General features: G+C 55.7%; 16 protein-coding genes. 6 read left to right on the top strand and 10 right to left on the bottom strand.

Annotation, left to right across the window (positions count from 1 at the left end; translation table 11 throughout):
- Positions 1-12: 12 nt before the first annotated feature.
- Complete coding sequence (locus FEE96_RS14715; RefSeq protein WP_138163883.1) at positions 13-720, bottom strand: response regulator transcription factor; 708 nt, start codon at positions 718-720, stop codon at positions 13-15.
- A 336-nt stretch (positions 721-1,056) separates the two neighbouring features.
- Between FEE96_RS14715 and FEE96_RS14710 the strand changes: the two genes are divergently transcribed.
- Positions 1,057-2,655, top strand: coding sequence for a phosphoenolpyruvate carboxykinase (locus tag FEE96_RS14710; RefSeq protein ID WP_138163882.1), 1,599 nt, complete (start codon positions 1,057-1,059; stop codon positions 2,653-2,655).
- Between the two features lie 64 nt (positions 2,656-2,719).
- Here FEE96_RS14710 and FEE96_RS14705 read toward each other — a convergent pair whose 3' ends face one another.
- The 3 genes from FEE96_RS14705 to FEE96_RS14695 all read right to left on the bottom strand — a co-directional run bounded on the left by FEE96_RS14705 (position 2,720) and on the right by FEE96_RS14695 (position 4,901).
- Positions 2,720-3,148 carry a GFA family protein gene (locus tag FEE96_RS14705; protein WP_138163881.1) on the bottom strand — a complete coding sequence of 143 codons (429 nt, stop codon included), beginning with the start codon at positions 3,146-3,148 and terminating at the stop codon, positions 2,720-2,722.
- 78 nt (positions 3,149-3,226) lie between these two features.
- Complete coding sequence (locus FEE96_RS14700; RefSeq protein WP_138164027.1) at positions 3,227-4,123, bottom strand: cation diffusion facilitator family transporter; 897 nt, start codon at positions 4,121-4,123, stop codon at positions 3,227-3,229.
- A 10-nt stretch (positions 4,124-4,133) separates the two neighbouring features.
- Positions 4,134-4,901 carry a sulfite exporter TauE/SafE family protein gene (locus FEE96_RS14695; RefSeq protein WP_138163880.1) on the bottom strand — a complete coding sequence of 256 codons (768 nt, stop codon included), beginning with the start codon at positions 4,899-4,901 and terminating at the stop codon, positions 4,134-4,136.
- Between the two features lie 144 nt (positions 4,902-5,045).
- Between FEE96_RS14695 and FEE96_RS14690 the strand changes: the two genes are divergently transcribed.
- On the top strand, positions 5,046-6,731 hold the full coding sequence (locus tag FEE96_RS14690) for an acyl-CoA dehydrogenase family protein (RefSeq protein ID WP_138164026.1): 1,686 nt from the start codon (positions 5,046-5,048) through the stop codon (positions 6,729-6,731).
- A 146-nt stretch (positions 6,732-6,877) separates the two neighbouring features.
- A complete protein-coding gene (locus FEE96_RS14685; protein WP_138163879.1) occupies positions 6,878-7,573 on the top strand; it encodes an SGNH/GDSL hydrolase family protein in 696 nt (231 codons plus the stop codon).
- 10 nt (positions 7,574-7,583) lie between these two features.
- On the opposite strand, the gene FEE96_RS14680 is transcribed toward FEE96_RS14685, so the two are convergent.
- Positions 7,584-7,970 (bottom strand): hypothetical protein, encoded by a 387-nt coding sequence (locus FEE96_RS14680; RefSeq protein ID WP_138163878.1) that lies wholly within the window; start codon positions 7,968-7,970, stop codon positions 7,584-7,586.
- A gap of 81 nt (positions 7,971-8,051) precedes the next feature.
- Between FEE96_RS14680 and FEE96_RS14675 the strand changes: the two genes are divergently transcribed.
- Positions 8,052-8,612 carry a TetR/AcrR family transcriptional regulator gene (locus FEE96_RS14675; protein ID WP_138163877.1) on the top strand — a complete coding sequence of 187 codons (561 nt, stop codon included), beginning with the start codon at positions 8,052-8,054 and terminating at the stop codon, positions 8,610-8,612.
- Between the two features lie 30 nt (positions 8,613-8,642).
- Positions 8,643-9,047, top strand: coding sequence for an META domain-containing protein (locus tag FEE96_RS14670; RefSeq protein ID WP_138163876.1), 405 nt, complete (start codon positions 8,643-8,645; stop codon positions 9,045-9,047).
- Here the strand turns inward: FEE96_RS14670 and recO are convergent.
- A complete protein-coding gene (recO, locus tag FEE96_RS14665) occupies positions 9,031-9,756 on the bottom strand; it encodes a DNA repair protein RecO (RefSeq protein ID WP_138163875.1) in 726 nt (241 codons plus the stop codon). The genes FEE96_RS14670 and recO overlap by 17 nt on opposite strands.
- A 136-nt stretch (positions 9,757-9,892) precedes the next feature.
- On the opposite strand from recO, the gene FEE96_RS14660 reads away from it, so the two are divergent.
- The gene (locus FEE96_RS14660) at positions 9,893-10,198 is read left to right on the top strand and encodes a hypothetical protein (protein WP_138163874.1); all 306 of its coding nucleotides are present in this window, start codon (positions 9,893-9,895) and stop codon (positions 10,196-10,198) included.
- On the opposite strand, the gene FEE96_RS14655 is transcribed toward FEE96_RS14660, so the two are convergent.
- The 4 genes from FEE96_RS14655 to lepB all read right to left on the bottom strand — a co-directional run bounded on the left by FEE96_RS14655 (position 10,199) and on the right by lepB (position 13,032).
- Entirely contained in the window at positions 10,199-10,528 is a 330-nt protein-coding gene (locus FEE96_RS14655; protein ID WP_138163873.1) for a DUF1491 family protein, read from the bottom strand.
- Positions 10,529-10,604: 76 nt separating this feature from the next.
- Positions 10,605-11,513: a GTPase Era gene (gene era / locus FEE96_RS14650; protein WP_138163872.1), complete on the bottom strand. Its 909-nt coding sequence runs from the start codon at positions 11,511-11,513 to the stop codon at positions 10,605-10,607.
- On the bottom strand, positions 11,510-12,196 hold the full coding sequence (rnc, locus tag FEE96_RS14645; RefSeq protein WP_138163871.1) for a ribonuclease III: 687 nt from the start codon (positions 12,194-12,196) through the stop codon (positions 11,510-11,512). Before rnc ends, era begins: the two co-directional genes overlap by 4 nt.
- On the bottom strand, positions 12,193-13,032 hold the full coding sequence (lepB, locus tag FEE96_RS14640) for a signal peptidase I (RefSeq protein ID WP_138163870.1): 840 nt from the start codon (positions 13,030-13,032) through the stop codon (positions 12,193-12,195). The genes rnc and lepB overlap by 4 nt, the downstream gene beginning before the upstream one ends.
- Positions 13,033-13,039: the final 7 nt, after the last annotated feature.

Raw genomic sequence — 13,039 nt, 5'->3', positions numbered from 1 at the left:
ATTAGAGGTCGCTTAGTCTTCGTTATACCGGTATCCGATACCATACAGCGTCTCAATTGCTGAAAAATCTGCATCAGCACTTCGCATCTTTTTGCGCAACCGCTTGATATGGCTATCGATAGTCCGATCGTCCACATAGACTTGGTCATCATAGGCGACATCCATCAGCTGGTCACGACTTTTGACGAACCCGGGACGTTGCGCCAGAGCCTGCAGCAGCAAAAATTCGGTTACAGTCAGCGAAACATCCTTGCCCTTCCAGCTGACCGAATGGCGCAATGGGTCCATGCGCAGTTCACCGCGCTCCATCACCTTGGTCTCTGCTACAGGTGTGTCGCCTTCAGCATCCCCTTTGATCGCCTCTTGGCGTCGTAGCAGCGCACGAATGCGTTCGACCAGCAAGCGTTGCGAGAATGGCTTCTTGACGTAATCGTCAGCGCCCATACGCAGGCCAAGAACCTCGTCAATTTCATCATCCTTGGAGGTCAGGAAGATCACAGGCATCTGTGATTTCTGCCGCAGCCGCTGTAGCAGATCCATACCGTCCATACGGGGCATTTTGATATCCAACACGGCCATATCCGGCAGTTTCTTATTGAACGCGTCTAACGCGGCCTGTCCATCGTTGTATGTTTCAACCTCAAAACCTTCGGCTTCGAGGGTCATCGAGACGGAAGTCAGGATATTCCTGTCATCGTCAACCAATGCAATCTTTGACATCTGTGTGCCCCTAATCTGCTCTGAACTGCCTGCTTTTTTGCCCTATTCATCGCTGTTCTGCCTGTCCGAATCAATCCCCATTAACGAATCGAGGCAATCTTGCGTCTTAATTGAGACAAAAATATCTTAGGATCCCCTGAACAACGCCCAGCCACCTGCCTAAAAAGCAATGGTTGCGTAAACATTGGCTTGATGGCGCTAACTGCGCCAAACCGTCCTGTTCACGCCCCAAACCAACATGTTAAGGACACCGCCATCGGCCCTTTGCCGTTTCCATTGCCCCACGGCACGATGCGTTCTCCAGTGACGCCCGCGCCGCCATAGGAGAAAGAACATATGACATTAGGACGGGTTAACCCGCAATTCCGCCTCGAAGATCAGGGCATCGAGGGTCTGGGACATGTCTATTACAACTTCATGGAGCCTGCATTGGTCGAGGCGGCGCTAAAGCGCGGCGAAGGCACCCTGGGCAAAGGTGGCGCCTTTTTGGTCACCACGGGTAAGTTTACCGGTCGCTCGCCCAAGGACAAACATGTGGTGAAAACCGCAAGTGTCGAAGACACCATTTGGTGGGACAACAACGCCGCAATGTCGCCCGAAGGCTTTGACGCGCTATATGCCGACATGCTGGAGCACATGAAAGGTCGCGACTATTTCGTACAGGATCTGGTTGGTGGCGCAGACCCCGCCCATTCGATCAATGTCCGTATGGTGACCGAGCTGGCCTGGCACAACTTGTTTATCCGCCATCTGCTGCGTCGCCCCGACCGCGAAGACCTAAATGAATTTGTGTCGGACTTCACCGTTATCAACTGCCCAAGTTTTCAGGCGGACCCGGCCAAACACAACTGTCGCAGTGAAACTGTGATTGCGATGAATTTCGATCGCAAACTGATCCTGATCGGCGGCACCGAATATGCTGGAGAAAACAAAAAGTCCGTTTTCACCCTGCTGAACTACCTGCTGCCCGAAAAAGGCATCATGCCGATGCACTGCTCGGCCAACCACGCCACTGGCAACCCGGTTGATTCCGCCGTGTTCTTTGGCCTGTCCGGCACCGGCAAGACCACGCTGTCAGCAGATCCAGAACGCACCTTGATTGGGGATGACGAACACGGCTGGTCCGACAACGGCACCTTCAACTTCGAAGGGGGCTGCTATGCCAAGACCATCAGCCTAAACCCTGAAGCTGAGCCCGAAATCTACGCCACCACTTCCAAGTTTGGCACCGTGATTGAAAACATGGTGTTCGACGAAGAAACCAAGGAACTGGATTTCGAGGACGACAGCCTGACAGCCAACATGCGTTGCGCTTACCCGTTGGAGTATATCGCCAACGCGTCAAAAACCGCGATGGGCGGTCACCCCAAGAATATCATCATGCTAACCTGTGATGCCTTTGGTGTGCTGCCCCCGATTGCCCGTCTGACACCAGCGCAGGCCATGTATCACTTCCTGTCCGGCTTTACCTCCAAGGTGGCTGGCACCGAACGTGGTGTGACTGAACCAGAGCCAACATTCTCTACCTGCTTTGGTGCCCCCTTCATGCCACGCCGTCCCGAAGCCTATGGCAACCTGCTGCGCGAAAAGATCGCCCAGCATGGCGCTACATGCTGGCTGGTCAACACCGGCTGGACTGGCGGTGCTTATGGCATCGGTTCGCGTATGCCAATCCGCGCCACCCGTGCCTTGTTGAGCGCTGCGCTGGACGGATCCTTGGCTGAGGTCGAATTCCGCAAGGACAGCAACTTTGGCTTTGATGTCCCGGTTTCTGTACCCGGTGTGGCCGAGGTTCTGCTGGACCCGCGCCGGACCTGGGACGATCAGGCCGCCTATGACACGCAGGCCGCCAAGCTGGTGCAAATGTTCTCGGACAATTTCACCCAGTACCTGCCCTACATCGACGACGACGTAAAAGCTGCCGCAATCAGCTGATACCGCTGAAGCACGTCAAAAGGCCCCGTATTTCCGGGGCCTTTTGCGTTTCGGGGGCCAGTAGCTACTCTGGCATCAAGTCTCCGCTACCGCCCAGTTCAGCAGGAAAATCGCGCATCTTGGGCAATCCGTCTTTGATGGGTAAAACCGTTTCAGCATAATTTACATGTACGCCCGGCTCAAACTTTTGCGTTGGTATCGTGGCCGCATAGACATCAACCAAGCCAAAGCCCTTGTGACCGGTCATCACATGCCCCCCGCATAAACTGCAGAACTGGCGTTGGCTGCTCTCTGTTTTCTCAAATGTGGTCAGGTGCTGTTCCCCGTGGGTCACAGCGACAGCGTCTGGCTTCCACAGAGTAAACGCATTGACTGGACCTGCAGACCACGACCGGCATGACGCACAATGACAATACCCCATAGCCTCGGGGTCTCCCGTCACTTCAATTGCAACGGCGCCGCAAAAACATTGTCCCTTTTGAACTTTATCCATTTCTCCACCCCAGAACCTTTTACCATCCACTCTGGCCGCGACATCCGCGGCCAGGACGAAAACACATGGGAAGTTCTATTAACTAGGGTTTATGCCAACTGGTTCCAGTTTGTTGTCTGGTTCGACATGGATCGTGGCGTGAATTCCAGAAATCTCCGCCTGCAACGCTGCTTCGATCCGGTCGCAGATCTCGTGTGATGCCGCTACAGTCATCGCAGCGGACACCACCATGTGAAACTCCACAAACAGCGCCTGCCCCGCACGTCGGGTACGAATGTCATGGATCTGAAGCGCACCATTGGCCGCCTTGTGGATGATCGTTTCAATTTGCTTCTGCTCGCCCGGTTCAGCGGCCGAATCCATCAACCCGCCAACAGATGAGCTAATAACGATGACGCCTTCCCTCAGAATATTCAGCGCCACAATGATTGCCAGAACGGGATCTAGAACGGCCCAACCAGTCAATAAGGCCACAATCAGCCCACCAAGCACCCCAACCGAGGTCCAGACATCACTCATAAGATGGCGACCACTTGCCGCCAGCGCTGGAGAGTGATTCCTGCGTGCCCAGACAATCAAAACCCTTGCCCAGCCCAGATTGATCAGCATCGCGGCGCCATTCACCACGAGGCCGAGCGGGCCAAGGTCACTTAGGTCCGGCGCCCACAAGACCTCCAACGCCTGATGAACGATCAACAGCGCGGCCACCACAATCATGATACCCTCTGCCACAGCAGAAAAATACTCGGCCTTGTGATGCCCATAGGGGTGGCCACTGTCGGCCGGCAGCTGGGCGTACCAGACCGCAACCAATGCCAGCGCAGCACCGCCGACATTGACCAGCGATTCCAGTGCGTCCGAATACAGGGCCACAGACCCAGTCACCCACCAGGCCAAGAGTTTGAGCCCCAACACCAACAGCGACACGGCAATTGAACCAATTGCCAAACGTTCAGCTGAAACCGATTTCAACATCCCGACAGCTTCATCCAAACACACCGCGCCGCACCAGGTTCAACCCTGCGACGGCCAGTACAACCAGAGTCGCCTTGCGGAAAGTTGCCTGATCAATGCTGTCATGCCAACGCACGCCTACCCACATGCCCAACATCGCCGGAGGTAACAACGCCAACGACAGCGGCAGGGTTTCCGCCCGCAAAACGCCGGATCCCGTATGCGCCACGAGCAAGGCCACTGCACCCAGACCATAGATCACACCCTGAACCCGAATGTGTTCCCCCTTGGGCGTATCCAATGCTGTCAGGTAGGCCACAGTCGGCGGCCCCCAAACGCCGGACAACCCACCGATAAAACCGGCAAATGCACCCACCGCTGCCTCGATTCTAGTTGATGGCTTTTGCAAGTGAAACCGAAACCCAGTTAGCTGCAGGAAAGCGAACACCGTAATGGGCACCCCCAGAACCAACAGCAAAACCTGTGCCGGCAAGATCCGAACCAACTGCGCACTGGACACCAGAAACACCAGGCCAACCAGCAAGAACACCCGAAACCGCTGAACCGAGCGCCACGCAGCAACCCAACCCTGCCGTAGTGCCTGAATTCCGTTGCTGGCGACTGTCGCAAGGATCAATCCTGCCAGCGCCAGTTCGGGGCTAAGGAACATACTAAGCCCTGAGATCAAGATCATCGGCATACCAAAGCCAACCATGCCCTTGATCACGCCGGCAAGCAAAGCAACACCAACGGCAGCGACCAGTTGAAGGGGGGAAATCAGCAGAAATAATGTCTCCATAGACCTCCTCTATCACATCTGGAAAAAGCCGCATCCTCAAATTTCAAACGCAATATTACTCCAAAATGCCGCAGTGCAGCGCATTTTTGTTGCGCTGCAGTTGCAAAATGATTACCACCGACGACAACACCCAATTTGCGTTTGATCGCCCAGTACGGACAGGACCTGCACATGACCTCGACCCTTATTTCCGACCTGCTTACGCAAACCGCCGCGGCACTTCCTCCTGTTGAAAAAGTGTTCGAAGCCGCCCGGATCGCAGTGCGCAACATGGTCAGCGAAAACGGGCGTGTGTCCGGGCGGTTGATCGAAGAGAACCAGACCGCAGCGCATGGATTGTCCTGGCTGGCGACCTATCACCAAAGCCTGCAGCAAATGCAAAAATGGGCAGAGAAGCTTCAGAGCGAAGGTAAATTTGGCGAAGTCGAACAACTGCTCCACCAAATCGCCTTTGGTGAATACCTCTGGCAGATCTACGGCGGCATTCAGATGAATCAGGGCGAAGTGGTGCGCCTGCAGGATATGGGGCTGAGCCAAGACGACATGCGTGCGTTGATGGAGCCCGCGATCATGACGCTAACACAGGGTGGCAACACCCAAGCAGCCCGGACCCGGCTCGTCGAGCTGATGCAAGAACAGGCTGCCAACCTGACAACTGGTGCCACCGGTCTCGACGACGAATTGGAAATGATCCGCGAGCAGTTCCGCCGCTTTGCCAGCGAACGGGTCGAACCTCATGCCCATGATTGGCACCTCAAGGATGAATTGATCCCGATGGAAATCATCGAAGAGCTGGCCGAAATGGGCGTCTTTGGTTTGACCATCCCAGAAGAATACGGCGGGCTTGGCCTGTCTAAGGCATCAATGGTGGTGGTCTCCGAAGAACTCTCGCGCGGCTATATCGGTGTTGGCAGTCTTGGCACCCGTAGTGAAATCGCGGCTGAGCTGATCATTTGCGGCGGCACGGACGAGCAAAAAGCCAATTGGCTGCCTAAGATCTCAAGCGGAGAAATCCTGCCCACGGCTGTGTTCACCGAACCAAACACTGGATCTGACCTGGGATCGTTGCGCACCCGCGCGATTAAGGGTGAAGCTGGGGACTATACCATTACTGGCAACAAGACCTGGATCACCCATGCCGCCCGCACCCATGTGATGACCCTGTTGGCCCGTACAAACCCGGACAGCACCGACCACCGCGGGCTTTCGATGTTCTTGGCGGAAAAGACCCCAGGATCCGAAGAGAACCCCTTCCCAACCGAAGGCATGACCGGTGGCGAAATTGAAGTCTTGGGCTATCGCGGCATGAAGGAATACGAACTGGGCTTTGACGGCTTTCAGGTCAAAGGTGAAAACCTGCTGGGTGGCGAAGAAGGCAAAGGCTTTAAACAGCTGATGGAAACCTTTGAATCCGCCCGCATCCAGACTGCCGCCCGTGCCATCGGTGTGGCCCAATCGGCGCTGGATATCAGCATGCAATATGCTGTGGACCGCAAACAGTTTGGCAAGTCATTGATCAATTTCCCCCGCGTCTCTGGAAAACTGGCGATGATGGCCGTTGAAATCATGGTCGCCCGCCAGTTGACCTATTTTTCAGCTTGGGAAAAGGACCACGGTCATCGTTGTGATCTAGAGGCAGGCATGGCCAAATTACTTGGTGCTCGCGTTGCATGGGCCGCCGCTGACAACGGCTTGCAGATCCACGGCGGCAACGGGTTTGCGCTGGAATACAAAATTTCTCGTGTGCTCTGTGACGCCCGAATTCTCAACATCTTTGAAGGGGCCGCCGAAATTCAGGCACAGGTTATCGCGCGCCGTCTTCTCGCCTAACTCCCGAGATACTCCCCGGGGATCTCCCCAATCTGCCCGGCCTTTGCGCCGGGCTTTTTTTGTTACCTCATAATTTTCTGGCCAGGAAAGAGACTGTTTCTACTCAAACCTGTTCTCACAGCGCCTCATTCCCGCTAAAAGACCTCATGACTTTTGTTATCCGCCTCTTTGCCGTTCTCGCGTTGCTGACTGGCTGTGCTGCATCTGCGCCAGGTGATCAGGCCCCGCGCATTCTGGCAATTGGCGATTCGCTGATGGCATGGAACAATATCAGCGCTCAATCGATCCCTGATTCGGTGGCCAAGGCGCTGGACGAGCCTGTTATGGACCGCTCGGTGTCGGCGGCACATATCATTTACAAGCTGCCGGTGTCCGGCAGTGCAGGCCTCAACATACACAAGCAATACCGCGCCGGGAATTGGGACTGGATTCTTGTCACCGGCGGCGGCAATGATCTTTGGCTGGGCTGTGGCTGCTTTGCCTGTGACCGAAGGTTGGACAGACTGGTTTCAAAGAACGGGAGCGAAGGTGCCATTCCGAGCATGTTGACGGATCTGCGCAAAACCGGCGCACAGGTCATCTATATCGGCTACCTTCGAAGCCCCGGAGTAGGATCACCGATCGAGCACTGCCGCGACGAAGGCAATATTCTGGAACAACGCATCTCTCGCGCCGCCGAGCTGGACAGTGGAATACACTTCCTGTCGTTGGATGATCTGGTTCCACATGGCGATAGATCCTACCACGCGCTGGACATGATCCACCCTTCTATCAAAGCCAGCACCGCGATCGGCAACAGGGTCGCCGATCTCATCCGTTCAGTGGAAAAGACACCACAGTAGTGATGCCCCCCTATACGCTGCGCCTCTCTTGCCAGTGCCCCAAAAGCATCACGGCAGGAATGACACTAAAAATGGTCCACTGCCCCATCTCCCATACTGTTCCCAATAGCGTCCAACCATAAAACAGAAACAACGCTGCAAAACCCGCCTGAATGGCAATGACCATCACGAATAGCGCTGAATTTTGACGGTAGCTGATCCAGGCTAGCGCTACAGCCATCAAGATTAAAATCCAGGTCACCGCGTGCCATAACACCGAGCCAACTGCCCGCACCACGTCTGGCATGGCGCTGGCGCGGATCGGGTCATGAATTTCCGGCCCTCCACCAAAGACATGAAGCCCAACAGTCAGCCCCATCAAAGTGGCTGCGACGGCATAACTACGATTAATCTGCATTTGCGTTCTCCGATTCCATACGCTTGCGTATGGATTGCATATCGACTTGCCAGAGTCCATACGTAAGCGTATGGTTTTACCATGTCCAAACCACGCCTCTCTCAATCTGACTGGATCTTCGCCGGTTTCAATGCACTGGCCGAACTGGGCCCCGTGGCCCTTAAGGCCGAAGTCTTGGCCCGCCGGATTGGCAGCTCGAAGGGGTCGTTCTATTGGCACTTCACAGATGTTCCCAGCTTCCACGCAGCAATGATGGCGCTGTGGGAGCAACGCGCGGTCACTGACGTTATAGATGCTCTGGCCCCCCTTCCCGATCCGCGAGATCGGTTACGGATGCTGGCCCGCCTCGCCCAAGAAAAACCAACAGAGCTTGACCCAAACCAACCCGCAGAAAGCGCCATTCGGGCCTGGGCTCGCGCGGCCCCACTGGTGCGCGACACTGTTGATCGTGTAGATTTCCGGCGATTGGAGTATCTCGAGACCCTGCTCGCAGAAGCTGGGGTACCGCCAAAGCCCTACGCCCGTCTCATATACGCCGCGCTGATTGGTCTGGATGATCTGCCAAGTGTTCAGGGCCAGCCTTCCAACGCTCTGGTCCATTTGGTCGACCTAATTCTAACTCAATTTCCCGACCCGGCTTGAATGCAGACTAATCTTGCCTAATCTACGCCCATGCGTATTCCCATCCCCCTTGGACTCATCAGCCTGATTGGGCTTGGACTTGCAGCCTGCCGGGGCGATGAAACCATAGCCGCCTATGGGGCTGCTGATGTAACCTGGTATCTTGCTGAAATGGATGGCCTGCCGTTCAACGCAGCGGCGAGCCTGCAGTTTCCTGAAACGGGCGTTATCAGCGGGTCCGCCCCGTGCAACAGCTACAGCGCCGTGCAAGATGCGCCTTATCCCTGGCTTGACGCCCAAAAGCTAAGCGTGACCCGTATGAGCTGTGGCGATCTGGCCGCAGAAGGTCGCTTTCTTCAAGCCCTTCAAACCATGACTTTGTCCGAGGTGTCTGGCGGGACGCTGATCCTTAGCAACGACGCAGGCCGTGAGCTGGTGTTCAGAGCCGCCGAGTAAACGCATCCACAAACCGCCCGCGCGCCTCAGGCAGTGGGTGTCGCCCCAACGAGGGCGCAAGGCGGGCCTCAAGGAAGAAACCAGTGGTCCGCAACCCCTGCGCAATTTCCGCGTCTGTTGCCTCGCCCTCTCCCAGCAGAACAGGCGGCAGGGGCAACAACCGGTCCGCCCAATCCCCTGCGCCCTTGGCTGATACAGCCCGCCCAGACTTCGGAGAAACATAAATCAAACCACGGGTGGCCCCTGTCACCGCGCAGGCGGACAGGTCCAACCCAAATCCCATGTCCTCTAGCAGCGCCAACTCCCAGCGCAGATAGGCCAGCGGCCACAGCTCCTCCTGATCCAGCAGATCCAGCAACTGCTCCGATCTGGTATAAAGGTTGCTGTGGGGTTCGCGTTCAGGGAGGCAGAACGACAACAACCCGGTTACAGCATTCAACCCCGCCAGCGCCAACCGCCCAGATAGCGCCGCTGCCGCACGGCTACGCAAGGGTTCCGCCTGATAGTGCCCCAAATGATCCTCTAACCGCGCACGCCAAGTCACATCCAACTGAGCACCGGGCTGTAGAACCGGTGCCTGCTTGCGACTGGTACCACCACGCACCACACCTGCGTGACGGCCGTGTTCTTCGGTAAATACATCAATAATTGCCGAGCTTTCACCATGGCGTCGCAGGCTTAGCAATATACCATGATCACGCCATTCCACTGGCTGTCCTCCGCAGGTTGGTCAACGTTACTTCGCCAAAAGATCGCAAGCACCAACAATTCGCAAGATACCTCTTGAAGGCTACTTTTTACTGCCTATCTCTATTTAACATTTTAGTTAAATAGAAGGGTCCAACATGCGTGGTATCACCATCACTTACAAATACAGCGGCGAAGAAGATGCTTGGCAAGCAGCCATGAACGACTTCATCGATGCCATCAACGACGATCCGGCTGCAGCAGACAAGTTCAACTATCAGGTTGCTGTTGCTGACGACAAAGAAACCCGCTTTCACTGGGGACGCTGGGACAGTGCTGAAACACTGGCTCATGTACAGTCACAGGGCTATTTCAAAACCTTTGCGGGCAAGGTGCGTGAATTTGCGGGTGGAGCCCCGTCCGCCACAGGCCATGACATCTCTCTCAAAACCAACGGCTGGTAATCACTCCAGTCCCGGTTCATCCAATAAATGACGCCCTAGCCGGTCTTCGACCTCGATCACCCATAGATCGGGGTCGAATTCTAGTTGCTTCTGCACCGAAGCATCCACATCACGCTCGTCACCTTTGACCAGCTCAACCCATTTGCGTTCGCCGCTCATCAAGTCAAATGAACGCTGAAATGCAATCGCCTGTCCATCCAGCGTGTTCAGCTTAACCAGAACAGCACCCGCCGTGTCATCGCCATGGGAGACCACAAAGGCTGGGACTTCCTGAAACCGAAGCCGCGCCAAATAGGCGTGCACCCAGAATTCAGCGGTAAGACGCGTCATAGCCCATTACGTTTCTTGCTGCGGCGCGCCCGGCCTGTCGACCGGGCAAATCCAACGCAGGAATGCCCTTTGTCTGTCACTGGTTGCCGTCTTTGAAGTCCAGCCCCATTTCAGAATAGCGCTCGGACTCGTCCTGCCAATTGGGCCGCACTTTGACCTGTAGGAACAAGTGCACTTTGCGGTCCAGAAACTCAGTCAGTTCAGTTCGGGAGGCCTGACCAATGGATTTGATCGTCTCGCCATTTTTGCCCAACACGATGCCTTTGTGACCATCACGAACGACATAGACCACCTGATCAATTTTGACCGAGCCATCCTTGCGATCTTCCCAGCCTTCGGTTTCAACCGTCATCTGGTAGGGCAATTCCTGATGCAGCCGAAGTGTCAACTTTTCGCGGGTCATTTCAGCAGCGATCATCCGCAGTGGCAGATCGGCAATCTGATCTTCGGGATACAGCCACGGACCTTCGGGCAGCTTCGCACCCAGCCAACTCCGCAGATCTTCGACCCCATGTCCACGTTCGGCCGAAATCATAAAGGTTTCAGCAAAGCCGTAACGTTCGTTCAAATCCTGCGACAGCCCCAGCAACTTTTCGGTTGGAACCTTGTCGATCTTGTTGATGGCCAGTGTCACGGTGCGACCCTCGCCAATCTCGGCCAGACCTTCCAAAATCTTCTCAACGCCCTCGGTGATACCCCGGTGGGCTTCAACCATCAGCACAATCACATCGGCATCCGCAGCGCCACCCCAGGCAGCCGCAACCATCGCGCGGTCCAGCCGGCGGCGTGGCGCAAACAGGCCCGGAGTGTCTACAAACACGATCTGGTTCTGGCCATCCATCGCCACACCACGAATACGGGCACGGGTGGTCTGCACCTTGTGGGTCACAATCGAGACCTTGGCCCCGACCATACGGTTTAGCAGCGTCGACTTGCCCGCGTTCGGTTCACCGATCAGGGCCACGAATCCGGCACGAGTTGTCATTGTTTTTGCTCCAGTTTGCTTAGCAGCGCTGTGGCTGCAGCCTGTTCGGCCTGTCGTTTTGATCCTGCGGTGGCCTGCGCCTCGGCGCCGTCATCCAACCGGACTGAAATTGTAAACACCGGCTGATGATCTGGTCCGGTGCGGGATACTAACACATATGAGGGTGGTTTTTGGCCTTTTGCCTGTACCAGCTCCTGTAGGGACGTCTTGGAGTCGCGTGCGTCTACCTCAACATCATTAATTCGGCTGGCCCACAACCGCAGGATCATCGCCTGTGCCGCTTCAAACCCGGCGTCTTTGTAGACAGCGGCAATCACCGCTTCCATCGCGTCGCCCAACAACGCCAGTTTGCGCCGTCCACCCGACATCATTTCGGATCGGCCCAGCTTCAACACTTCGCCAAGTTCGATTTCGCGCGCCACATCCGCGCAGGCCTCTTTGCGCACCATCGCATTGAAACGCGGCGCCAGCTGGCCCTCGGATGCGGATTTGTCGTCTTCCAGCAATGCCGTTGCCATCACCAGCCCCAGCACCCGGTCACCCAGAAATTCAAGCCGCTGATTGTCGCTGCGTGTGGGGGAGGAAATTGAGGCGTGGGTCAGCGCGCGCACCAGCAGTTCAGGCCGGGCAAACTGATGTCCGATCCGCTCCTGGAAAGCGCGCATTTCTTTGGACAGTTTCACGTGATCCCCTTGAAGAAACGATCACTGCGCCAAGTCCAGAAGAACAACATAGACCGTCCGGCAGATGAGAACATAATGCGGTCTGCTCGGCCGATCAGGTTTTCATAAGGGACAAAACCTACACCGCCTGCATTCTGCGGAACCCGGCTGTCGGTAGAGTTGTCACGGTTGTCACCCATAAAGAAATAGTGCCCTTCGGGAACCAGATAAACACCCGTGTGATCCGTCGACTGATCGCCGATGTTGATAATCGCGTGCTCAACACCATTTGGCAGAGTTGCGATCTGGCGCGACTTTTTGCAGATCCCGCCTTCGCCCACTGCCGAATTGTTTTCACATCTTGGGAAGCGGCCCTGCGGTCCTTGACGCTCCATCACTTCCTCAAAATCGCCAGCGTCCTTTAGGGCAACAGCCTGATCGTTGATGAACAACACGCCATCTTTGACCTGAATTTTGTCGCCGGGCAGGCCAATCAGCCGTTTGATAAAGTCGGTATTGTTTACTGGGTGGCGAAACACTGCCACGTCTCCGCGCTCGGGCGTGCCGCCAAACAAGCGGGTGTTGTCACCATCCATGAACCCACAGATATCTTCCGCATCGATATCAATACCAACAACACCGAGTTTTACACTTGGGCAAGAGGCGTAGGAATAGCCATAGGCCATCTTGTTGACGAACAGAAAATCCCCGATCAACAGGGTTTCCTTCATCGACCCTGATGGGATCCAGAACGGCTGGAAAAACAGGGTGCGGAAAACACCGGCGATCAACAGCGCATAAACAATGGTTTTGATCGTCTCAATGATCGAATTTCCGGCTTGGGCTTTGGTCGCCATCAGGCTC

The organism is Parasedimentitalea maritima (genome assembly GCF_005771405.1).
GTDB lineage: Bacteria > Pseudomonadota > Alphaproteobacteria > Rhodobacterales > Rhodobacteraceae > Parasedimentitalea > Parasedimentitalea maritima.
The sequence above is the reverse complement of the archived record's forward strand: the minus strand, read 5'-3'. Positions and strand labels throughout refer to the sequence as shown.

Bases quoted from the DNA above. Each gene is read 5' to 3' on its own strand.
- FEE96_RS14715 (WP_138163883.1), bottom strand. From the start codon at position 720: ATGTCAAAGATTGCATTGGTTGACGATGACAGGAATATCCTGACTTCC.
- FEE96_RS14710 (WP_138163882.1), top strand. From the start codon at position 1,057: ATGACATTAGGACGGGTTAACCCGCAATTCCGCCTCGAAGATCAGGGC.
- FEE96_RS14705 (WP_138163881.1), bottom strand. From the start codon at position 3,148: ATGGATAAAGTTCAAAAGGGACAATGTTTTTGCGGCGCCGTTGCAATT.
- FEE96_RS14700 (WP_138164027.1), bottom strand. From the start codon at position 4,123: ATGTTGAAATCGGTTTCAGCTGAACGTTTGGCAATTGGTTCAATTGCC.
- FEE96_RS14695 (WP_138163880.1), bottom strand. From the start codon at position 4,901: ATGGAGACATTATTTCTGCTGATTTCCCCCCTTCAACTGGTCGCTGCC.
- FEE96_RS14685 (WP_138163879.1), top strand. From the start codon at position 6,878: ATGACTTTTGTTATCCGCCTCTTTGCCGTTCTCGCGTTGCTGACTGGC.
- FEE96_RS14680 (WP_138163878.1), bottom strand. From the start codon at position 7,970: ATGCAGATTAATCGTAGTTATGCCGTCGCAGCCACTTTGATGGGGCTG.
- FEE96_RS14675 (WP_138163877.1), top strand. From the start codon at position 8,052: ATGTCCAAACCACGCCTCTCTCAATCTGACTGGATCTTCGCCGGTTTC.
- FEE96_RS14670 (WP_138163876.1), top strand. From the start codon at position 8,643: ATGCGTATTCCCATCCCCCTTGGACTCATCAGCCTGATTGGGCTTGGA.
- FEE96_RS14660 (WP_138163874.1), top strand. From the start codon at position 9,893: ATGCGTGGTATCACCATCACTTACAAATACAGCGGCGAAGAAGATGCT.
- FEE96_RS14655 (WP_138163873.1), bottom strand. From the start codon at position 10,528: ATGACGCGTCTTACCGCTGAATTCTGGGTGCACGCCTATTTGGCGCGG.
- era (WP_138163872.1), bottom strand. From the start codon at position 11,513: ATGACAACTCGTGCCGGATTCGTGGCCCTGATCGGTGAACCGAACGCG.
- lepB (WP_138163870.1), bottom strand. From the start codon at position 13,032: ATGGCGACCAAAGCCCAAGCCGGAAATTCGATCATTGAGACGATCAAA.